The 23,339-nt window shown below is 38.1% G+C and carries 21 protein-coding genes; all 21 read right to left on the reverse strand.

The window, feature by feature from the left end:
- Positions 1 to 10 precede the first annotated feature (10 nt).
- Positions 11 to 1,444 carry an AAA family ATPase gene (locus ACERJO_RS04540; RefSeq protein WP_373646703.1) on the reverse strand — a complete coding sequence of 478 codons (1,434 nt, stop codon included), beginning with the start codon at positions 1,442 to 1,444 and terminating at the stop codon, positions 11 to 13.
- Positions 1,437 to 2,426 carry a metallophosphoesterase family protein gene (locus ACERJO_RS04545; RefSeq protein WP_247104046.1) on the reverse strand — a complete coding sequence of 330 codons (990 nt, stop codon included), beginning with the start codon at positions 2,424 to 2,426 and terminating at the stop codon, positions 1,437 to 1,439. The genes ACERJO_RS04540 and ACERJO_RS04545 overlap by 8 nt, the downstream gene beginning before the upstream one ends.
- A 101-nt stretch (positions 2,427 to 2,527) precedes the next feature.
- A complete protein-coding gene (gene recA, locus ACERJO_RS04550; RefSeq protein ID WP_247104045.1) occupies positions 2,528 to 3,577 on the reverse strand; it encodes a recombinase RecA in 1,050 nt (349 codons plus the stop codon).
- Positions 3,578 to 3,823: 246 nt separating this feature from the next.
- On the reverse strand, positions 3,824 to 5,431 hold the full coding sequence (locus ACERJO_RS04555; protein WP_247104044.1) for a DEAD/DEAH box helicase: 1,608 nt from the start codon (positions 5,429 to 5,431) through the stop codon (positions 3,824 to 3,826).
- A complete protein-coding gene (locus ACERJO_RS04560; RefSeq protein ID WP_247104043.1) occupies positions 5,428 to 6,681 on the reverse strand; it encodes a competence/damage-inducible protein A in 1,254 nt (417 codons plus the stop codon). The genes ACERJO_RS04555 and ACERJO_RS04560 overlap by 4 nt, the downstream gene beginning before the upstream one ends.
- Before the next feature lie 12 nt (positions 6,682 to 6,693).
- The gene (gene pgsA / locus ACERJO_RS04565) at positions 6,694 to 7,272 is read right to left on the reverse strand and encodes a CDP-diacylglycerol--glycerol-3-phosphate 3-phosphatidyltransferase (protein ID WP_247104042.1); all 579 of its coding nucleotides are present in this window, start codon (positions 7,270 to 7,272) and stop codon (positions 6,694 to 6,696) included.
- 135 nt (positions 7,273 to 7,407) lie between these two features.
- On the reverse strand, positions 7,408 to 8,268 hold the full coding sequence (locus ACERJO_RS04570; protein ID WP_252120658.1) for a helix-turn-helix domain-containing protein: 861 nt from the start codon (positions 8,266 to 8,268) through the stop codon (positions 7,408 to 7,410).
- An 18-nt stretch (positions 8,269 to 8,286) separates the two neighbouring features.
- Positions 8,287 to 9,060, reverse strand: a complete 774-nt coding sequence (locus ACERJO_RS04575; RefSeq protein ID WP_247104040.1) for a DUF3388 domain-containing protein — start codon at positions 9,058 to 9,060, stop codon at positions 8,287 to 8,289.
- 218 nt (positions 9,061 to 9,278) lie between these two features.
- Positions 9,279 to 9,536, reverse strand: coding sequence for a DUF3243 domain-containing protein (locus ACERJO_RS04580; protein ID WP_035343825.1), 258 nt, complete (start codon positions 9,534 to 9,536; stop codon positions 9,279 to 9,281).
- Positions 9,537 to 9,617: 81 nt separating this feature from the next.
- Positions 9,618 to 10,346 carry an elongation factor P 5-aminopentanone reductase gene (gene ymfI, locus ACERJO_RS04585; protein WP_247104039.1) on the reverse strand — a complete coding sequence of 243 codons (729 nt, stop codon included), beginning with the start codon at positions 10,344 to 10,346 and terminating at the stop codon, positions 9,618 to 9,620.
- Positions 10,347 to 11,642 (reverse strand): EF-P 5-aminopentanol modification-associated protein YfmH, encoded by a 1,296-nt coding sequence (gene yfmH, locus ACERJO_RS04590; RefSeq protein WP_247104037.1) that lies wholly within the window; start codon positions 11,640 to 11,642, stop codon positions 10,347 to 10,349.
- On the reverse strand, positions 11,639 to 12,919 hold the full coding sequence (gene yfmF, locus ACERJO_RS04595; RefSeq protein ID WP_247104035.1) for an EF-P 5-aminopentanol modification-associated protein YfmF: 1,281 nt from the start codon (positions 12,917 to 12,919) through the stop codon (positions 11,639 to 11,641). The genes yfmH and yfmF overlap by 4 nt, the downstream gene beginning before the upstream one ends.
- A 31-nt stretch (positions 12,920 to 12,950) precedes the next feature.
- Positions 12,951 to 13,676 (reverse strand): GntR family transcriptional regulator, encoded by a 726-nt coding sequence (locus ACERJO_RS04600; protein ID WP_373646705.1) that lies wholly within the window; start codon positions 13,674 to 13,676, stop codon positions 12,951 to 12,953.
- A 19-nt stretch (positions 13,677 to 13,695) separates the two neighbouring features.
- Positions 13,696 to 16,014 carry an FtsK/SpoIIIE family DNA translocase gene (locus ACERJO_RS04605; RefSeq protein ID WP_373646706.1) on the reverse strand — a complete coding sequence of 773 codons (2,319 nt, stop codon included), beginning with the start codon at positions 16,012 to 16,014 and terminating at the stop codon, positions 13,696 to 13,698.
- Positions 16,015 to 16,126: 112 nt separating this feature from the next.
- Positions 16,127 to 16,348: a YlzJ-like family protein gene (locus ACERJO_RS04610; protein WP_373646707.1), complete on the reverse strand. Its 222-nt coding sequence runs from the start codon at positions 16,346 to 16,348 to the stop codon at positions 16,127 to 16,129.
- Entirely contained in the window at positions 16,345 to 17,103 is a 759-nt protein-coding gene (locus tag ACERJO_RS04615; protein ID WP_373646708.1) for a ClpP family protease, read from the reverse strand. Before ACERJO_RS04615 ends, ACERJO_RS04610 begins: the two co-directional genes overlap by 4 nt.
- Before the next feature lie 295 nt (positions 17,104 to 17,398).
- Positions 17,399 to 19,066: a ribonuclease J gene (locus tag ACERJO_RS04620; protein ID WP_247104032.1), complete on the reverse strand. Its 1,668-nt coding sequence runs from the start codon at positions 19,064 to 19,066 to the stop codon at positions 17,399 to 17,401.
- 377 nt (positions 19,067 to 19,443) lie between these two features.
- Complete coding sequence (gene dapA / locus ACERJO_RS04625) at positions 19,444 to 20,313, reverse strand: 4-hydroxy-tetrahydrodipicolinate synthase (protein ID WP_247104029.1); 870 nt, start codon at positions 20,311 to 20,313, stop codon at positions 19,444 to 19,446.
- Positions 20,313 to 21,530 carry an aspartate kinase gene (gene dapG, locus ACERJO_RS04630; protein ID WP_373646709.1) on the reverse strand — a complete coding sequence of 406 codons (1,218 nt, stop codon included), beginning with the start codon at positions 21,528 to 21,530 and terminating at the stop codon, positions 20,313 to 20,315. Before dapG ends, dapA begins: the two co-directional genes overlap by 1 nt.
- 15 nt (positions 21,531 to 21,545) lie before the next feature.
- Positions 21,546 to 22,589 carry an aspartate-semialdehyde dehydrogenase gene (gene asd, locus ACERJO_RS04635; RefSeq protein WP_373646710.1) on the reverse strand — a complete coding sequence of 348 codons (1,044 nt, stop codon included), beginning with the start codon at positions 22,587 to 22,589 and terminating at the stop codon, positions 21,546 to 21,548.
- Positions 22,590 to 22,729: 140 nt separating this feature from the next.
- Positions 22,730 to 23,323: a dipicolinate synthase subunit B gene (locus ACERJO_RS04640; RefSeq protein WP_373646711.1), complete on the reverse strand. Its 594-nt coding sequence runs from the start codon at positions 23,321 to 23,323 to the stop codon at positions 22,730 to 22,732.
- Between the last annotated feature and the right edge of the window lie 16 nt (positions 23,324 to 23,339).

Here is a 23,339-nt window from a genome sequence, read left to right on the forward strand (position 1 = left end):
AACCCCTCCTTTATAGTAAATGTTGATGTTCCTTTTCTTTAATTTCTTGACCGCAAGTTGGACACGTTCCTTTCTGAATTAATAGCTCCAACCGCTCTTTTTCATATTTTTCAACTATTTCAGACTGAGATTGAACAAAAGCAACCCCATCTTTCATTCTTCTTTCGTATTCATTTATGGTCGAATGTAGGGAGTTTAATTTAAGCAGTTGCTTTTGCTCGTTTTCTAAAGATGAAACCTTCTCTAACAAAAGATTGACTGGCGGCAAATGCACGATTATTTTTTTTACTTCTTCGGACTGCTGCTTTGATTTGTCAAGAAGTATTCGTTGCTTCTTCAATCTCTTTAATCGTTCTTTTTCATGACTTATCTGCTCAATTTGGTTGATGTTAAGCTCGTCCACAAATGAGGTCACTTGAATAGATCTTGTCACATTTGCAAATTGCTGTTTTAAACGTTCATCACGTTGGCTAATGGCTTTAAGTGTTCTTCTACGTTCAACAACCTTCCTAAGCTGACTGTAATAACGTTCAGCTGCTTCTATCCCTTTTGTCTTATCAATCCAAAATAAACATTTGGATTGATCCTGACTCAATACATTTTGGCGCTTTTGTAAGCTTATAAGCCTTTGATAGCTCCTTAACGTAGATTCAAGCCTAACTACGCGATTCTCCCATTCTGTTACGTCCTTCACGAGTCTTAATCGATTCTGTTGAACGTTCTCTTCTTGAATCATTCTCTTACGAACATTAGCTAGTTTTTCTAATTGTTTTTTTCTTTGCATTAAAGCTTCTAGTCGTTGCATTTCTTGCCCAGCTAAATCAAGTTTCTCTTTTAGCAAATCGATATGCCCAAAAGGCTCAAGCTCTTTTGTAAGCTTGTCAATCGTTTCCTCCTCTTGTCGAGTCCGTTGATTAAGCTGTGAGACATCTCTAGTTGTTTGTCTAATAGCCATATCTAAAAAATGGGCACCGCTTATTCGACCTAGTACTTTAGCTCTTGTTGAACTTGTTTCCTCAAGCAGGAAAGGACCATCCAATTGCTGAGAAATATGCAGAGCGAGGTCATGATCTGTATCTACTCGTAAATGACCCATACCGTGTGCTTCTAGTACTTCATTAGGTACATGTATACCAAAACCTTCGAGTATTAAATCATCTTGTTCTTTTTGGCGTATCGTATATCGGTTTTTCGAAGCTGTGCGTTCACGACAAATAACTGTACCGTTTGTAAACGTAACGGTCACACGAACGAAATCAGCTGATATCCGTAAGAAATCCGTTCCTCTCGGCTGGTTAAATAGCACCCAACGCAGTGCACGTATGATCGCTGTCTTTCCACTATCAGACTGACCAACAATCATATTTAATCCTTGATCAAACTCCATATACGTATCTAGATGCGATTGGAAATTTTCAATATGCACCGAATGGATGTTATTCATATTCGCCATCCTTCCACTTTTCTTCAACTTGTGTCATTCTCCGCAATGCTTCCTTCTTCACTTTTTCTTCAACATTTTGTAAGGATGCTATCTCTTGAATAATATCACTCATTTTTAGAGATTGAAACTGTGATGCTTCTTTTACTTGCTGAACAAATGAATGTAATTTCTCCTCTTGGTGAACCGCTTTTTCTAGAAATGAACGATCTAGAACGGCATCGCCAGCTTCTGATGACGTAAGTGTTTTTTCCTGCAGGTTGACCTTGTTTCTTTCAATTGTTCCAACGATCACTTTCGGTTTACGACTTATTTCAGACCAATGATTATTCACTCTTGCTAACGCCCCAGGGTTACAAATAAATTTACCTTCTCGCTCCTTTATTCCAAACCCGCCATGAAAGTGGCCGGTTAACGTTATATCAGCAGTCGTTCCCCAAATATGATCAATTAACGTGTGTGCGACACCGTCTGGTAACGCTTTTTCGACAAGCATACTATGAACAATATGAATGGCCACATCTATGTGTTCTGCTCTAGTAGGATAGTAATCTAGCTTAGGGTCTCGTTGATCCAGATCATAATGATACGGTTGCCCACTAATTTGAATGTGAACTCCGTTAAATTCTAATAGTAAAGGCTGCTCCGGATGAATGACTGTCATCACTCCAAATGAGTCCATGAGACCTAGCATTGTACGAGAGAGAGTCTCCGGATTGTGCCCAAACGTATCATGATTACCCGCCACTACATAAATTGGAGCATTAGCTCGCTTGAAAATTTTAGCAAACTGGCCTACGACATTAGGTGATAAATCTGGACGATCAAAAACATCACCACCATGTAAAATCACATCCACCTGCTCTTCATTTGCCATTGAAATAACTTCATCTAATTTTTTCTTTAATGTATCAACGTAACTGTCTAATCGATTTTTCGGAGTCGTTCCACGTATATGCGTATCCGTTACATACAAAAATTTCATTGTCTATCCTCATTTCCTATAAAAATGAAAGAATGATGAAAGGTATGTTAAGTCAGATGTTGACTTAACATACCTTTGTTCATTCGTCTTAGTTTATTGAATTACTTTAAATCAAACGGCACCTCTTCAAACTCTTCGTCAGAAGGAGCGGAAACCTGTACCTCGCCACTAATTCCATAATGCTCACGAATCATTCCTTCTATATTCTCTGTTATATCAGCATTTTCCTTCAAGTATTGCTTAGCATTCTCTCGTCCTTGTCCCATCTTTTCACCTTCAAATGAGTACCAAGCTCCACTCTTTTGAACAATATCAAGGTCAGCTGCCATATCCAAAATAGAACCTTCTCGAGAGATTCCTTCTCCATACATAATATCCACTTCCGCCACCTTAAATGGAGGAGCTACTTTATTTTTAACAATTTTAATCTTTGTCTTATTTCCTACCATATCATTCCCTTGCTTAAGCGTTTCTGCTCGTCGAACTTCAAGGCGTACAGAGGAATAGAATTTCAAAGCACGACCACCAGGCGTTGTTTCTGGATTTCCAAACATAACTCCGACCTTCTCACGAATTTGGTTAATAAAAATCGCAATCGTCTTAGATTTATTAATAGCACCAGATAGCTTACGAAGTGCTTGTGACATCAAGCGAGCCTGTAACCCTACGTGGCTATCACCCATCTCTCCTTCAATTTCAGCTTTAGGTACGAGTGCTGCAACACTATCGATAACAATCATATCAACCGCACCACTTCGTACAAGCGCTTCAGCAATTTCTAATGCTTGCTCACCTGTATCAGGTTGCGAAAGTAATAATTCATCAATATTAACCCCAAGCTTTTGCGCATAAACAGGGTCTAATGCATGTTCAGCATCGATAAAAGCAGCTTGACCTCCATTGCGTTGAATTTCAGCAATTGCATGTAGTGCAACTGTCGTTTTACCTGATGATTCCGGCCCATACACTTCAATAACTCGACCCTTTGGATATCCGCCTACTCCTAACGCAATATCAAGAGCTAGAGCGCCACTAGAAATTGTTGATACTCTTTGCTCAGCTTGTTCACCAAGCTTCATAATAGACCCTTTTCCAAACTGTTTTTCTATTTGGCGTAATGCCATATCTAATGCAGCTTTACGTTCACTCATTATTAAACCTCTCCTCTATATAAAACTATTCTTTTTTACTATTTTTACTTTCTAGAAGTTAACACTATCATAACCTGTTTTTCATCTTTTGCCAATAGTTTTTACGAACATTTATTCGGTTTTTTTATTTTGATAACTAAATTAAATGGGTTTGATAACGAACATAAAGTAGGATGTAAAAAGGGGAAATAGATGGTTTGTCCCAAAATACATCGTATCTCCGGGACAAACCTAACAAATTATTGATCAACGTTCATTTCGGGTAGGGGTTCTTCTTTCACGCTTTGGACGAGGTTTAGCCGGTTCCAAGTTCACTCTAGCACCATTCAAACGTGAATAGCGAAGCGCTTCATAGACAAATGGAGCGACATCTTCAGGCACCTCGACAAATGTGAAATTTTCAAAAATGTCAATTTTCCCGATAGTCTTAGCAGGAATACCTACTAATTCGGAAATTTCATCAACTAGAATTTTTGGTGTCAATTGAATATTACGACCAACGTTAATAAAGAAGCGGACCATTCCTTTTGCGCCACCTGTTTCACCAAATTGATAGCCAGATTCTTCAACTGAAGAATCAGTTGAAAAATTCATCTTCAATAAAGCAGCAATAACGTCTTCTGCTTGATGTTCTTGTAAAATCTCTTCAACAAGTGGTGAAAATAGTTCGTTTGCCCCTTCTTCTACTTGGTCACTAATTAACTTTTTCCATGAGCTTTGTTGCTTTTCTACTACTTCTTCAATCGTTGGAACTTCTTGAGAAGGAATAGGCATTTTAATTTCTTTTTCAATTGAACGCAAATGCTTCATTTCTCTTGGCGTCACTAATGTTAAAGCTAAGCCTTTTTTGCCAGCACGACCTGTTCGACCAATTCGGTGAACATAACTTTCAGGGTCCTGTGGAATATCATAGTTAATAACATGTGAAACATTTTCTACATCAATTCCTCTAGCTGCAACATCTGTCGCAATGAGAAATTCAATTGATGAATCACGAAACTTCTTCATCACAGCATCACGTTGTGACTGTGTTAAATCCCCGTGTAAGCCATCAGCTAGATAACCTCTAGCTTGCAGAGCCTCCGTTAATTCAGCCACACCTTTTTTCGTTCGACAAAATAAAATACCTAAATCGATATCCTCACTATCAATAATTCGACATAAGGAATCAATTTTATTTCGTTCCAACACTTTAAAATACATTTGATTAATTAATGGTGCTGTTACTTCACCTTTGTTAATCGTAACGGTCTTAGGTGACTTCATGTATCGTTTAGTCAGTTTTCGAATGGCTGGAGGCATCGTTGCTGAGAACAACAAGGTTTGGCGCTCATGATTTACTTGACGCAAAATCGTTTCAATATCATCAACAAACCCCATATCAAGCATTTCATCTGCTTCATCTAATACAACAGTATGGACTTGGTCTAACTTTAACGTTTTTCGTCGTAAATGATCTAATATTCGACCAGGTGTCCCAATTGCAACCTGAACTCCTTGCTTCAAAGCTTTAATTTGATGTCCAATTGATTGGCCACCATAAATCGGCAATGTGCGGATTTTTTTATGCACAGATAATTTTTGTAATTCACCTGATACTTGAATCGCTAATTCTCGTGTTGGCGTTAATATTAGAGCCTGAACAAAGCGCTCTTGTGTTACTTTTTCTACAACCGGAATTCCAAATGCAGCTGTCTTCCCAGTACCAGTTTGTGCTTGACCAATCACATCTCCTCTTTCAAGGATGACCGGTATAGCTTTCTCTTGAATAGGTGATGGTTCTTCAAAGCCCATCTCTTTAATTGCACGCTTAATTGGTTCTGAAATTTGAAAATCATTAAAATTCGTTGTCATTCTGTTTTACTCCACCTTTTCAATTCGTTCAACAAATAAAAGCAGCCATATTTCACGGCTTTATTTGCAATTTCATTTCTCTCACCAGATAAATCTAATTGATAGGATACTGGCTCATTAGCAATTCCTGCAATGGCGATATACACTTCACCTATCCGTTTGCCTTCTTGAGGTGTTGGACCAGCAACACCTGTGAAGCTAATGGCGATGTCTGAGTCACATTTCCTTTTAGCTTGAAGTGCCATTTCTTTGGCACACTTATGACTGACGACTCCTTCATTTTCAATGATATGCTCAGAAATATTTAATAGCTTTTTCTTTACACTTGTCGCATATGCAACAATTCCTCCTAACAGGACATCACCCGCACCAGGATGTGAACTAAGCTCTTTTGCAAATAATCCACCAGTAAAACTCTCTGCTGTAGCTATCGTACATTTTTTTTCTTGTAATTGCAAAAAGGTTTGCTCAACAATCGATGCATCACCATATCCATAGAAGTATGGTCCAACTCGTTTTTGTATTTGCCCTTCTAAGTCATCAAGCATTTGCTGCCGTAAACCAGCATTCTGATGTTTGACCGTTAATCTAAGTGTTACTTCTCCATCTCCCGCTAAAGGAGCAATGGTAGGGTTCGTTTGCCGTTCGATAAGGTCCAAAATCTCTGTCTCTAGTTGTGACTCACCTATCCCAAAAAAACGAAGCACCCGAGATTCAATAACAGACGAAGAATTGCCCTCAGCTAAAATATGAGGACGAAGCTCGTCGTCAAACATTGGTATCATTTCTTTTGGTGGTCCCGGCAACAAAACGATACATTTTTCACCTCTAGAAATCACCATGCCTGGAGCCATACCGTATCGATTGATCAAAACCTTACTATCCTCAATAATTAAAGCTTGTTTCTTATTATTCTCAGACATTGGTTTATTTCGTTGTTTAAAAAAACTAGCTATTTTCGCTAAAGAGGGCTCATCATAAATTAATGATTTCCCTAAAATAGCAGCTAACGTTTCCTTCGTTAAATCATCCTTTGTTGGACCTAATCCGCCTGTGAAAATAAGGAGATCAGCTCGCTCCAAAGCCTTTTCTGTGACTGCACGTAACCTTATATCGTTATCACCAACAGTCGTTTGGTAATAAACATCTATTCCTAAGCCTGCTAATTCCTTAGAAAGGTACGCTGCATTCGTGTTTACAATTTGTCCTAAAAGCAACTCTGAGCCGACAGAAATAATTTCAGCATCCATATGTTCGACCACCTAATTGTTAGAATTCATCAATACCTGTTTGTTTTTCTTAAAATAGTCTACACCTGACAATACTGTTATAATAGTTGCAGCCCAAATAGCAATCCCAGCAAAAGGGAAAGAGATTGGCTGGAATGGCCAATTATGTAAAAGAAGCGCTGATATTGCTACGATTTGAATGACCGTTTTCAGCTTTCCTAGTGAACTTGCGGCAATCACTACTCCATCAGCAGCAGCTACTAGACGAATACCTGTAACAGCAAACTCACGACTAATAATAATAATCGCCATCCATGCAGGCAACAATTGCAATTCCACTAAACCGATTAAAGCTGCGGTAATTAACAATTTATCGGCCAATGGATCAAGGAACTTCCCCAAGTTCGTTACAAGGCCTAGCTTTCTTGCATAGTAACCATCTAGCCAATCCGTTGCTGCAGCCAGTATAAAAATCAGAGCAGCCATTAAATGGTTTAGTGGCATCTCAGTACCGAGAAACGACACTTCTACCCAGGAAGGAATTAACAAAATAATCATAAAAATAGGAATTAAGCATATACGAGATATCGTAATTTTATTAGGTAAATTCAAAATAGTCCCTCTTTTCACAATTCAAACTGATTGAATAACATCCATATTGTATCATATGAACAAATCATTTCACCACTGATTTGTGACCCTTAAAAGTGCATGAATGAAAAAAGCTGTCACTACTGCAAGCGACAACTATTCTTCAAAATCGATAATTGTAATATGAATCTTTTGATGTACAGAATCAGTTGGGAAATCTACAAGCTGATCGTCAATAAACAATTGAACATCGGTGGATCGTCCAAAGTTAAAAATCAGCTCCTCTTCCTCAGAGAAATCAAATTCGATATCTTCACCTGTATCTGACATATATAATGTTCGTCCTAATCCATTTTGGATGTCAATGTATGAAGTCCCATCCATTTCAATTCGGACATGGTCAAATAAGGCTCCGGTTAGCTCATAAAGTGATGTAATTCCTTGTGTTTCAACAAAATTTAATTCAATTGGATCCGGCTCAGGTTCAGGCTCTTCTTCAACTAACTCATCTTCGTTACCTTCATCTTCTTCATTTACGTCAGAGTCTTCATCATCCGTTTCATAAAAATCACCTTCGACATTTTGATTCATATCAGGTTGCTCAGCTCCATCTGCTGCTAAGTAATTTTGAATAATAATTGTAGTTACTACCGCAATAATAGCAAGTATAACAATCGTTAAGATCGTTGTTAGCACAGGCTGAGACTTTGAACGTTTCGTCGGCCTTGCTGATATATTGGAACGTTTTGTACGTGATGGCAACTGAACCGTTTCTTGTTTGGGATTAGGTAATTCACTTTTAAATTGATCAAATAACTCTTCAGGGTCTAACCCAATTGATTCAGCATAAGTTTTTATAAACGCTCTAGCATAGAACTGTCCAGGTAAGCGATCATAGTGACCTTCTTCAATCGCAATTAAGTATCGCTTCTGAATTTTTGTCGTTCGTTGTAAATCATCAAGTGTGATATTATTTTGCTCCCGAATTTCCTTTAAATGTTGACCTAATTCAGACAATCTTAACACCTACCTACTTTAACTAATATCAAAAGAGGAAAAACCAGATTCGACAATTTCATACGTGATTTCTTCTTTATCATCATTTCGTAATTCAATGATACAATCAAAATCATTCAACTCATATTCTGACTCACGGACAAAAATATCAGGGTGCTCAACGACTTTCACAGCAGGCAACCTCATAATATCACGAACAAGACTCTTATGCTTTTCTGTTGAACGCATCGTCGTTACAATCCCATCAATGATAAAAATATGATCATCCGTGTATTCATCTTCCGCTAATTGACTTCTTACTGTTTGTCGTAATAGAGTCGAGGAGATAAACGACCATCTTTTATTTGCACAAACACTTGCTGCAACAATAGACTCCGTTTTTCCGACTCGCGGCATCCCACGAACACCAACGAGAAAATGACCATCACGTTTAAACATTTCTGCCAAAAAATCAACGAGTAGCCCTAATTCGTTACGAACAAAACGAAATATTTTCTTATCATCCGCATCGCGTTCAATATATCGTCCATGTCTAATCGCAAGTCGATCTCTCACCCTCGGTTCACGTACTTTTGTCAATGTAATGTCTTCCATCTTATGTATAATTGATTCTAACCTTATGACTTGATCATCGTGTGTACTTCTAATTAGCATGCCACGTCTTTTATTTTCAACACCATTAATCGTAACTATATTAATTTCCAACATACCAAGTAACGAGGAAATATCTCCAAGTAAACCAGGGCGATTTTTATGAATCTCATACTCAATATACCATTCCTTAATCGTCATTTCCTTCATCCTTTACGTCAGTTGGTAGTTACTTACTTTCATCATAATGGATTTTAAATACAAATGAAAGAACTTTGTCGTAATTCATAACAAAATATCGAGAAAAGAATTCAAAGCTCTATAAGTGCAATGATCATATCGCATTTCTCCCTATTTTATATAAAAGAAAAGTGCCCCATATTGGATGGAACACTTCACTTTTTCAAGCTATGTCTTCATTAATGACTACCCTCATTTTGAACAAGCTTAACCATCATATTTGCAATTGCATGCTGTTCTTGTTCATCAGCAACATTCCATAATTCAGCTAACACACGCTCTTGCTCATTTTTAGGTTCAACTTGTTGTGCCAAATACTCTCCAACTTGATAAGCGACATCAGATACAACATTAGCTGACATCCCCTCATCAGAAGCTTGATGCAGTCGATCACCTAGAAAATCTTTCCATTGCTCCCAATTATCGAGAACGGACATGGATACCCCCTCCTTCTTCATGAACTTCAATTGTATTTTTTGTTGTTCTTTTGAAGAATATGCATTCTATTAGGAAAAGATTTAACAATACCATGCCCCATTAACAGAAATAATTTGTCCGTTAATATAATTTGCTTGATTAGAATGGAGAAATGCAACGAGCTGACTAACCTCTTTCGCTGATCCTAAACGATTTGCTGGTATTTCATCCTTTAATAAATCAATATGTTCTACACCATGCTCCGTAAGCATGCTCGTATTAATCGCACCTGGTGCAACACCATTTACTTGAATATCATTTGGCGCTACCTCTTTTGCTAATGCTTTCACAAAACTATTCATTCCGCCCTTTGCTGCTGAATACGTCACTTCACAGGAAGCTCCTGTTAACCCCCATATCGAGGAAATCATAATAATTTTCCCCTTTTTCGCACGGATCATATTAGGCAAAAGCGAGCGAGTTATTTTCATAGGATTAATAAGATGAATGTTTAATAATGAATCTAAATGAAGATCGGTTGTACTCGTAAATAATTGAAATTCACTCATACCTGCATTATGAATAATGGAATATACATTTTCTGCCTCCACAAGACCCTCAATAAGCTGCTTGGCTCCTTCCTGAGCTGATAAATCAGCTTGAATCAATTTAACAGTCGCCCCTTTTTGCAGGCACACTTCCCTTACTTTCTGTATCATTTCTTCATTTTGATGATAATGTAAAAAAAGAGAGCATTCTGGAGATGCTAGCTCTTTAGCTATTTCAGCGCCAATCCCTCCAGAAGCTCCTGTTATGACGATTTCTTTCATTTATTCTTGATACCCCTCTGGTTTGACTTGGAATACTGTAAACCGTTCGAAGTCAAAATGTTCTTGTAAACCTTGCTTTAAATCGTGAATCGTTATTTCTTCTAACGTAGGTACAACATCAAATAAATTCATTTCATTAAATTGATATCTTGTGAATTGGTTAGCAATGAACTCTGGAGAATTTAATGATCGTAAAAAGAAACCAATTTTCTTTTTAATCGTTCGAGCAACATGATCCTCAGAAAGTTGTTCGCTTTTAAATGTAGTAACCATATTCTTCACCTGAGCCGCTAGCTTATTGGGCTTGCTCGTATCTCCGCCTATAACAGAAAAACCAAAGCCAAATTCAGCTGAATAATCAAAGGAAAAGCTATCATCAATTAACCCTTCAGCAAATAACTCCTGGTAATTATTAGAACTTTGACCGAACATAAGATCAAGCAAAATTGAAACAATTAATTCACGACGTAATAAATCTTTGCCCTGTCTTTGCACACCTATATCTTTAAATCCCATTAAACATTTTGGTGTTTGAACAGGCATGTTCAGTACTTCATGTTCCTTTGCTACCTTATTAGGTTCTTCGTCGAAGTAACGTTTAATGTCTTCTGGTGAAGCGAATTCTTTTTTCTGCTGATTTCTTTTTACTTGCTCCATGACCTCTCTAGGATCAACTGGTCCGACAATGAATAACAACATGTTACTCGGATGATAGAACGTATGGTAGCACGTATAGAGCAAATCTTTTGTAATAGGCGCAATCGACTCAATGGTCCCAGCAATATCAATTTTGACGGGATGAGTATGAAACATATTACTAATGACTCCAAAATACGCTCTCCAATCAGGATTATCATCATACATCGTAATTTCTTGATTGATAATTCCTTTTTCTTTTTCCACACTCTCCTCGGTAAAATAAGGGTGTTGAACAAAATCGACAAGCGTTTCTAAATTTTCTTCAACTTTGGTTGTACTGGAAAATAAATAGGCTGTACGTGTAAAGCTTGTAAATGCATTAGCTGAAGCTCCTTGCTTACTAAATTGTTGAAAGACATCTCCTTCTTCATCTTCAAACATTTTATGCTCAAGAAAATGTGCGATTCCATCCGGAACTTTAATAGCATCTTTTAAGCCAATTGGCTTAAAATGATTATCAACAGATCCATATTTTGTTGTAAAGGTTGCATATGTTTTATTAAATTGCTTTTTTGGTAAAATATAAATATTTAAGCCATTATCTAATTGTTCATGGTACAACGTCTCTTCAATCTGTGTAAATGTGACGGGCTTCATGCGCCTTCCTCCTTCCCTTTTAAGAAGTAAATCGTATCAAGCTTAACTTTATTCGCTGCTTCGATAACGTCTTCCTTCGTCACTTGATCAACACTTAATAACCAATCTGATAATGAACGATTTGAACCACTAATGACTTGGTGGTAGTGGAGTTCAACAAGCCCTCTCGCCACATCGGCGGTTTCTAAAATTTGATTTTTTAACATCGCCTTTGTTTGCTCCAGTTCTCCTTCTGAAAACTCTCCATTTCTCATCGCTTCTAATTGTTCATTAATAATGTCTACCGCCCGATCGTATTTACTAAACTCAATTCCTGACATGACCATCATAATCCCTTTATGGCTTTCGAGCCTGGAGGCTGCATAATAAGCTAGACTTTCCTTTTCTCTTACATTAATAAATAGCTTCGAGTGAGAAAAGCCACCGAAAATACCATTAAACACTTGAACTGCAACATAATCAGCATCCCCATATGTTGTATAAGTACGATAGCCTAAATGAAGCTTTCCTTGCTTAACATCTTGGTTTTCATGGACGATGTTCACTTTCTCCACTTGCGGACTTTCTAACGTTCCTCCGACAACGACTTGACGGTCTGGTAGTTCAAAAGCCTGTTTAACCTTTTCTAGCGTTTCCTGTTGATCTAGTGCACCGACGAGATATAAATCGAATGCATTTGTTTGCAGTAATTCAATATAGTATTCATATAAAGCTTCGGCACTAATTTCTTCAACGTCTTCAACTGTTCCAAATGAAGTTAATGCGAAGTTCTCACCTTTGCACATTTCCTCTGTCACACGCACATTGGCATAACGCATTTTATCATCATAGACTGATTGGATGCGTTGCTTTAATGACCGCTTTTCCTGCTCCACAATTTGTTCCGAAAAAAGGCCATTTTCAAGAAATGGATCTGTTACCACTTCCGCTAGAAGGTTCAGAGCGTTCGTAAACAAAGGAGTAGAATCACTCAAAAACCGTTCATTAGCAACATCCATCATAAATGTGATAACATGTTCTTCTCCTTTTTTTTGTACATCTGTCGTTAATGTTGCACCGTACATAGCATCAAGTCGTTCACGTAATGCTTTTCGCGAAGGGGAGCTGCTTGTGCCATTTTGTAAGACGTGCCCAAGCAGAGCTCGCTTTGCTACCGTTTCTTTATTTAATGGGGCACGTATTAGTAGTAATAATGTATTCGTTTTGTATTTATCCGTGGGCATCAAATGAACGGTGAGCCCACCTTGCTTTTCAACCTTTTCGATAATAGACTGCATCTGATCATCTCCTTTTCCTGTCATGCATAGGTTATGCTTTAACACGAGTTCTTACAACGTGGAATTTAAATTTATCAGCACGAAAATAATTATAGGAATAGAGTACTGGTTGTTCGTTCTCATCATAATGCATTTGCTTTAGCAATAATAATGTGGATTCAGGATCACATTCTAACATTTCTGAAATTTCATTATCATAGCCAATCGGCTCTATATGCGTAACAGCATACGTAATCGTATGACCTACATCTTCCAAAAAATGAAAGATGGATTTAATTTCATGTATAGAATGATTTTCTACGAATCGATACGGGATGCGATCTAAACAGTAGACTACCGGTACACCATCAGCCGTTCGTATTCGCTTGAGTGCTAATATTTCTTTTAATTCTTCTTCTTTAAACTGATAGCAGTCTTCCTCTGTCGCTTCATGGACTGCAGACGATAAATAAATAGTGCCAGGTGCCATTTTCGCCTTAAAAATCATATCCGTCACACTTTGAAGTTCTTCAATACCTGCAGAAAACAACGGTTTTGAGTGAACAAAAGTCCCCACTCCATGGCGGCGAATCACAACCCCATCCTCTTCTAATACTCGTAAAGCTTCTCGCAATGTAGCTCGACTTACACCTAAATTTTTTGAAAGTTCAAACTCTGATGGGAGCTTTTCCCCTTCTGCATATAGGTTGTTATCAATATCGTCTTTTAACCGTTCGATAACTTGTAAATATAAAGGTCTCTGATCTGCTTTAATCAAGTTTGCCACTCCTTCCCCATTACGATGTTGCTTCGTCATCATTTCGTTTGCTAATTAAAACTTCTCTTGGCTTACTACCTTCATACGGTCCAACAATCCCTCGTGCTTCCATTTCATCAATTAACCTCGCTGCTCTCGTATAGCCAATACGAAACCTTCGTTGAAGCATGGACACAGACGCAGTATTCATTTCAACAACTAATTCTACCGCTGAATCATAAAGCTCATCAGCTACTTTTTCTTCAATGATGGGCTCTTCAGAAGGAGTCATTTCTTCTTCGTATTGCGCTTTTTGCTGTGAAATAACATATTGAACAACCGACTCTACTTCATGATCAGATAGAAAAGCACCTTGAACTCTCGTTGGTTTTATAGCTCCTACTGGCAAGTAAAGCATATCTCCTCGACCTAATAGCTTCTCGGCACCACCTGAGTCTAGAATTGTACGTGAATCCGTTTGAGAAGAGACACCAAATGCAATTCGAGAAGGGATATTCGCCTTTATGACACCTGTAATGACATCTACTGAGGGACGCTGGGTTGCGATAATCATATGAATACCCGCTGCTCGTGCCATTTGTGCTAATCTTGCAATCGAATCTTCAACATCTCCAGATGCTATCATCATTAAATCAGCCAACTCATCGACCACAACAACAATATATGGTAGCATCGGCTGTTTTGCGTCCTCCTCTTCATTTTGACGACGTACAAGCTCGTTATATCCTTCAATGTTTCTCGTTCCTGTATGAGAGAACAAATCGTAACGCCTTTCCATTTCTGCAACAACTTTTTTCAACGCCTGTGAAGCCTTCTTTGGCTCTGTTACTACTGGTGTTAACAAATGAGGTATACCATTGTATACAGTCAATTCAACCATTTTTGGATCAATCATCATCAATTTTACTTCATGAGGTTTTGCCTTTAATAATAGACTGACAATAATACCATTAATACATACACTTTTACCGCTTCCTGTTGCCCCAGCAACAAGCAAGTGTGGCATTTTATTAAGATGAGCTAAAACTGGATTTCCAGAGATATCCCGTCCTAAGCCAACAGCAAGTACATTTTCCTCTTTCTTTGATTGTATCGAATCTAACACTTCTCGTAGTGTAACGACAGCGATTTCATGGTTAGGAACCTCAATACCTATGGCTGACTTACCTGGAATAGGCGCTTCCATTCGTATATCCTTAGCAGCAAGTGCTAATGCAAGGTCATCTGCAAGGTTTACGATTCGACTAACCTTGACACCAACATTAGGGTAAACTTCATATTTCGTAACTGCTGGTCCTAAATGGACCTTCGATACTTTCGCTTTCACACCAAAGCTCTCTAACGTTTGCTCTAATTTCTTCGCATTTGCTGTAAGCTGTTTTTTTTCATTTGATTGACTTGGATTATTAGGTAAACTCAGTATATCCATATCAGGTAATAGGTAATCTTTATTTAACTCTTCTCCTGTAACTAAATGATTACTCATATCCGTTGATAATTGAGCCTCGGAACTCTTTTCCAAATCTAACGACACGTTCAAATCATTTTCTTTTTCCTCGTCTACGCTTTCCTGTTGACCTACTCGCTGCGTGAAATCGACTATTTCAGGCTCTGATTCTTGAACCTCCAATTCTTGTACATCCACCTCTTGCTCTTTCTTTCGTTCATTATAAACTTGCTTTTCTTCTTTTAATCGATTCATGAAAGATTTCCACGCTTGCTTACTTTCGACTCCTAGATGGTGGAATGTATCGAAAATAAACGTATAAAATCTTCTAAAGCCTTTACTCATTAAATTAGATATCGATTTGCCTGTTAACAGGATTATTCCAACTACAATTAGAATAACACCAAAGAAATATGTACCTGCTTCGGCAAATAGAAAGTGACTAATAGCGAATGAAAAAGCTCCTACCATTCCACCACCAAGGTCATCGATTGGAGCTTGTCCACGCATTTCCAGCCAAAAAAGTCTCCATGTTTGACGAATAACGGATTGATCCTCGAATCCTTCCCTCCCACTTAGCTGATTAAATAAGCTAATATGTGCTAACAAGCTAAATGCGAGTGCAATCACATACACCCCAGACATGCGTCGAGACCAAAAAACCGGAGTCTTTCGCTTAATCATTAGATACAGCGCAGTTCCAAGTAATGCGATGGCAAGTAAGATAAACCACTCACCTAAAAAGAAACGGAATAATCGAACAAATACTTCCCCTACCGTACCTAGACGTGCAAATGTAACAACGGCAATGACTAATAAGCCGAGACCGATGAGCTCATATGTAAGTTGTGACTTAAACTCGGTTTTTCTTTTTTTCTTTCGTCTTGCCAATTCATTCACCTCTACTTAAAAGACATACTAGAAGAAGCAGTCAATTATTGACTGCTTCTGACGATCCTTTGCTGAACATAATTATAGCACAAGAAGAAAGGGGACTAAACTACTAAAGTTGGGGATTTGCTTGAATAATCGTTCCAGGTGTATATTTCTCATTTAAAAAATCATTTGCATTGCTACTTAATAACCTAACAATTCGATATTGAGATGGGTTAATTTGCTCAACAATAAGTGGCCCAGCTTCACTAGAAATCACTTTTTGAGTTAAAAAAGTATGGTCATCATGAGGAAAGATATATTCCTGTGGCATCATCGTATATAAGATCATTGAATGACATCTCCTTCAGGCTTTTCCTTTTTATATTGCTCAATTAATTCATTTAACTTAGCTAATGCCTGACCAATACCACCAACTTCATTTATAAGCCCATATGAAACCGCATCCGTCCCTACTACATTTGTACCGATATCTCTAGTTAAATTTCCTTTTGAAAACATTAGTTCTTTAAACTTCTCCTCACTAACCGACGAATGCTTCGTTACAAAGTTCACCACTCGTTCTTGCATTTTATCTAAATATTCAAATGTTTGAGGGACACCAATCACAAGACCCGTTAATCGAACAGGGTGAATCGTCATCGTTGCCGTTTCTGCAATATAAGCATAATTGGCAGCAACAGCTATTGGGACACCAATGGAATGTCCGCCTCCTAACACGAGGGTTACAGTAGGTTTGGACATTGATGCAACCATCTCCGAAATCGCCAAACCCGCTTCCACATCTCCTCCCACCGTATTTAAAACGAGAAGTAGCCCTTCAATTTTTGGATTTTGTTCTATTGCTACGAGCTGAGGTATAATATGTTCATATTTCGTCGTTTTATTTTGTGGGGGTAATTGCATGTGCCCTTCAATTTGACCGACGATTGTCATACAATGAATATTTGATTGCCCCATGTCAGGAACACTCGTTTGACCTAGCTCTTGGATCTTCTCCACAAGATCACTTTTTTGTTCTTTCTGTGGATTTTTTTCTGGCTGCTGTGGTGCTTGAGGATCATTTTCACTTGTTCCATACATCATTGGCCACTTTCCTCCTTTAGGCTTATCTAACCTCAGTATGCGACTAGGAAGGACTATTTATTCGACAGTCGTGAGTGAGCTATTTCGTTAGCTTCATTCACAAAATTCTCTTTTTAATCATAGTGAACCTGTGAAAGCAAATGTAACATTTGTCAGTGGTCATTTAGAATAGATAAATAGCCTGCTAAGAACCTTATTTATATAAGCGATTACGTCCACTTCATGAAGAAAGTGTGATCAAACTTAAAAAACTGACCCTATAGGTGTTTGCACTTATAGGATCAGCTTTAAATATCTATACTTCCATAATTATTGGTAAAATCATCGGTCTTCTCTTCGTTTTTTCAAACAAGAAACGACTTAACCCTTCTCTGACATTACTCTTTAAAGAAGCCCATTCATTTACTTTTTCATTTACGCACTTTGTTAATATAGACGTAACTAATTCATTCGCATCATCTAATAACTTTTCTGATTCACGTACATAGACAAAGCCTCGTGAGATGATATTTGGTCCTGAAATGAACTCTCCTGTCTTTTTGTTAAGTGTAACGACAACGACTAAAATTCCATCTTTTGATAATAAACGTCGGTCACGTAAGACAATATTTCCTACATCACCAACCCCAAGGCCATCAATTAAAACGTGGCCAGATGGAACCTTACCTGCTACTCTAGCTTGGCCATTAACGAATTCAACAACTTCTCCCTTATCAACAAGAAAAATATTTTCAGCATTCATACCTACTGTCATTGCAAGCTCTTTGTGCGCATACTGCATTCGGTACTCACCATGAATAGGAACAAAGTATGTTGGACGCATTAAATTGAGCATTAACTTCAACTCATCTTGACTTCCATGTCCCGAAGCATGAACCTTCGCTTGTCCATAGACAACCTCAGCACCAATTCGATGAAGCTTGTCTATAATAGCGGAAACTGATTTCTCATTTCCAGGAATCGCAGAAGCGGCTATAATAATCGTATCTGTCACTTTAATCGTAATTTGACGATGAGCGCCTTTAACCATTCGCGTTAGGGCAGACATCGGCTCACCTTGACTACCTGTTGTTAAAATGGCCACTTGCTCATCACGATACGTATTCACATCTTCTACTTCAGTAATTAATCCCTTAGGAATGTCTAGATAACCTAGCTTAGCAGCGATCTTAACCACTTTCAGCATACTTCTCCCAACTACCGCTACCTTACGCTTTGTCTTTACAGCAGCTTGAAGTACTTGTTGGATTCTGTGTACATTTGAAGCAAAGGTTGTGACAATAATTCGACCTTCAGCTTGATCAAATACTTCTGCTATTCCTTGTCCAACTTCAGTTTCTGACTTCGTTGAACCAGGGCGCTCTGCGTTCGTACTATCAGATAATAAACATAAGACTCCATTTTGGCCAATTGCTGCCATCTTTCCAATTTCAGCATGCTTCCCATCTACAGGTGTTTGATCAAATTTAAAATCCCCTGTATGTACAACGGACCCTTGAGTCGTCTCTACACTTATACCAACAGAGTCAGGAATGCTGTGATTTGTTCGGAAGAAAGACACAGTCGTTGAACCAATTGTTAAAATTGAATTGTGATCAACCAAATTCAATTTGACGTCTTTTAAGATTCCTGCTTCTTTTAATTTCTCTTCAACTAACCCTAATGTTAGTTTTGTCGCAAAAACAGGGACATTTATTTTCTTTAGCACATAAGAAAGACCTCCGATATGGTCTTCATGCCCATGTGTCAAAATGATTGCTTTTACTCGATCCTCATTTTCTACAAGGTAAGAAACGTCTGGAATGACGATATCTACACCTAGCATGTCATCATCAGGAAACATCAGACCTGCATCGATAACTAAAATATCTTCGTCTACTTCAACAACATACATGTTTTTACCTATTTCACCGACTCCTCCTAAGGCAAATACACGCACTTTTTCATTATTTTCTTTTGTCAATGAATGTTCCTCCTACATCAATACTCTATATTAAAATAACTTGTTTAGAAAAACCAACTTCTAAAATGACTTCAATGAATAGCTGCATATGAGAATTCCCGAGTTTCCGCCAACTACAAACCGAACATACGTACTATTCGAATGCAATAAATACATGAAGGCATACTTATACCCACTCAGCTCATCCAATACATTGATTCCATTTCTAACCCGAACAAATCATCTATCCATAGTATACATGAAAAGCAAATTAAAACACAAGACTGTCTTTCCTCGATTATACTATGAATGAACGTTATGGAAATGTTTATAATCAGAACTCTTCAACACAACAGCACGTTCAACGTTATAGCTGAACGTGCTGTCATTTAATCATTTTAAATTTGTCTTATTTGTTGATCGATTAATTCTTTTTCTGCTTTTGTAATGGGAGCTAGTGGTAACCTAACTGAACCAACGTTGAAATGCAATTGAGAAATAGCATATTTCACACATACAGGGTTAGGTGCAATAAATAATGATTTCATAATAGGTAACAGCTGGCGATGTAATTGAGCTGCTTCTACTACGTTGCCATTTAAATAGGCGTGTATCATTTTTTGCATCTCTTTACCGATAAGATGCGCAGATACGGAGACTACACCTTTCGCGCCAATTGCTAATGACGGTAAGGTTTGAGAATCATCACCTGTATAGACTTGAAAATGGTCATCTGTATTTTCAATAATTGTAGCAATTTGTTCTAGATCACCGCTAGCTTCCTTAATTGCTTGAATGTTCGCAATCTTCGACAAAGATATCGTTGTACTAGCATCAATCTGACTTCCTGTTCGACTCGGAATATTATAGAGCATGATAGGCAAATGGGTTGCTTGAGCAATAGCTTTGAAGTGTTCATATATACCTAGTTGTGAGGGTTTATTGTAGTAAGGAGAAACGAGCATAATTCCGTCTACACCGAGCTTCGTAGCCACTTCTGTAAGATGAATGGATGCTCGAGTATTATTTGTTCCGGTTCCAGCGATAATAGGAACTCTTTTCTGTGTGTAATCTACAGCTAGCTGAAATAAGCTAACTTTTTCATCATAGGTCAATGTAGGTGACTCACCTGTCGTACCAGCTAGAATAATAGCATCACTACCATTAGCAATTAGATGATCCAATAACTTTTTCGTTTGTTCATAATCAACCTTTCCTTCGCTATCAAAAGGGGTTAGCATTGCTGTTATGACTTTTCCGATGTCCATCATTCTTCCACTCCTTGTTGGTGTTCCACTTGATCAAGTTGAAAGATACGATGTAGAGCATTAACGGCACGGGTTAAATCCTTTTCCTTTACGAGAACCCATATCGTTGTATGTGAATCAGCTGATTGGAGAATTTGGATATTTTCTTGTGATAGAGCACTAACAATTTGTGCGGTTACACCCGGAACCCCTGCCATACCAGCACCTACAGCAGATACCTTCGCACAATATCGTACCACTTCAGGTGTATAGCCGACTTTTGCTAATTCAGAAATAGCCCTATCGACTTCATGTTGATTAACTGTATAAATAACTCCATTAGGATTCATATTTATGAAATCAATACTAATTTGGGCTTTGGCCATTGTCTTAAAAACGATTTCTTGAAAATCAAATTCACCATCTTTAGAAGATACCTTTAGTTGCGACACACCATTACGATGGGCAATACCAGTAATTAAACGATCACGTATTTGTTGCTTCGTTGTAACTGTCGTACCTTTTTGTTTGGAATACGTTGAACGTATGTGGATCGGAACTTGTGCTTGCATGGCAATTTCGACAGCGCGAGGGTGAATGACCTTAGCACCTTGATAAGCTAAGTTAGATAGTTCCTCGTACGTAATAGCATGTAAAGGCCTTGCTTCCTGTACAACTTTAGGATCAGCAGTCATAATTCCTTCTACATCTGAGAAGATATCGACCCATTTTGCTTTCACAGCAGCGCCAAGTGCCGTAGCTGAAGTATCACTACCTCCACGACCAAGTGTCGCAATATCTCCATCGACTGTTATTCCTTGAAATCCAGCAACGACAACAACATCTACGAGATCGAGCTGTTGGATAAGGTTATCACAGTCCATTGCCATAATCTTTGCATTCGTAAATTCGTCATTTGTCTGAAATCCCGCTTTTGCACCAGAAAAAGCCGTTGCCTTTATATTTAAAGATCGTAATAAATCAGTAAAGACGACCGCCGAGATTAATTCACCACACGAAACAAGTAAATCTTGTTCGCGTGGCATTAATCTTTTTGTGTCAATTAAATTTAAAAGAGTGTCTGTTGCATAAGGTTCACCTTTTCTTCCCATAGCAGAAACAACAACAATCACTTTAAATCCTTCTTTAACAGCCTCTCGGACATGGTCTGCTGCTAACTGGCGACTAGATAAATCTCGGACAGACGTGCCACCGAACTTTTGGACGATGACTTTCATGATACACCTTCTTTTTTATTTTAGAAGATTAAGCTTCACGAGACTTTCAGCAATTTGAACAGAATTCCATGCTGCCCCTTTAAGGAGGTTATCAGAAACAATCCACATGTGATAGCCATTATCACGATCTAAATCTTTACGAATACGCCCTACAAAGACATCGTTTTTCCCGACACAATCTGAAGCTAATGGATACTCTTGATTAGCAGGGTCATCTTGCAACGTGACACCAGGAGAATTTTCAAGCAATTCCTTTACTTGTTGAACAGTTGCTCCACCTTTTTCAGTTTCAATGTAAACTGATTCTGAATGCCCTGTTTCAACTGGAAGGCGTACACATGTTGCAGCCACTTCAAGCTCTGCCATATGCATGATTTTTTTCGTTTCATTCATCATTTTCATTTCTTCAAATGTGTACCCATTATCTTGGAATAGATCAATTTGTGGAATCGCATTAAACGCAATTTGATAATGTTTCTTATCTCCACCTACAGGTAAAATCTCAGGAGTAACATCTTTGCCTTCTAAAATATCTTTAGTTTGTTGTTTCATTTCTTCAATCGCTTCAAGACCAGCACCTGATACTGCTTGATACGTTGAAACGATCACTTTAGATAAGCCATACTTTTGACGTAACGGTTCAAGTGCTACGACCATTTGAATCGTTGAACAGTTTGGATTTGCAATAATACCATTATGTTCTTTTAGGTCTTCTTCATTTACTTCTGGGACTACCAATGGCACCTCTGGATCCATTCGAAATGCACTCGTATTGTCAACGACAATCGCACCTCTCTTTACCGCTTCAGGAGCGAGAGCTTTGGAAACAGATCCCCCTGCACTAAATAATGCAATTTGCACACCTTCAAATGACTCAGAAGTTGCCTCTTCTACAGTATATTCTTGACCTTTAAAAGTGATTACTTTCCCCGCAGAACGTTTAGAAGAAAGCAACTTTAAACTTCCAATCGGAAAGTCTCTCTCCTCTAACGTTTTAAGCATTTGTTGACCTACTGCGCCTGTTGCACCAACAACAGCTACATGAAATTGATTTGACATTTTGGTAATCTCCCTTCACTACTACAATTTAATAACGAATAGATGGAATGATTATAGCATATCCAAGACAAGTTCGTTTCAATTTTTTCTCCTATTAAACTGTAAGGGATAGTTGGCTTTTGTGCAACACCGCAATTTGCTTAATCTTTGAACTTTTCGATTAAGACAGGTTGATATTGCTTCCCAGCTATAGCAGACTCAACAGTATCAACTAATGCTTCCATTCTTGCTACTAGAGAGGTTGGCTTATTCATAGGATCATCCTGACCAAAAGGAATAAAATAAATATTTTTTGTTGCCATTAATCGCATTATATTGACTCCATTTAATCCAAGTGCATCATTTGTAGATATACCAAGGACGACTGGCCTCCCACTTCTAAGCGTAGCCTTCGCTCCCATTAAAACAGGTCCATCTGTCTGTGCATTAGCGAGCTTACTCGTTGAATTCCCTGTTATTGGAGCAATGATCATACAATCAAGAGGTGTTTTCGGACCAAATGGTTCAGCTTTTACAATGGAGTCAACTATTGACTGTCCGGTTAAATCTTGAATTTTATTTAACCAATAGCCACTTGTACCGAATTTCGTATCCGTTGTCTGGACATTATGTGATACGAAAGGAGTTACCTTTACACCTAGCTGTTTTAATTTTTCAATTTGAGGAACAACCTCTTCATACGTACAATGTGATGCCGATATTCCAAAACCAATGTGCTTGCCTTCTAATCCCATTTATTATCCTCCTTCA

It is taken from the genome of Halalkalibacter sp. AB-rgal2 (assembly GCF_041821005.1).
Classification (GTDB): domain Bacteria; phylum Bacillota; class Bacilli; order Bacillales; family Bacillaceae_D; genus Halalkalibacter.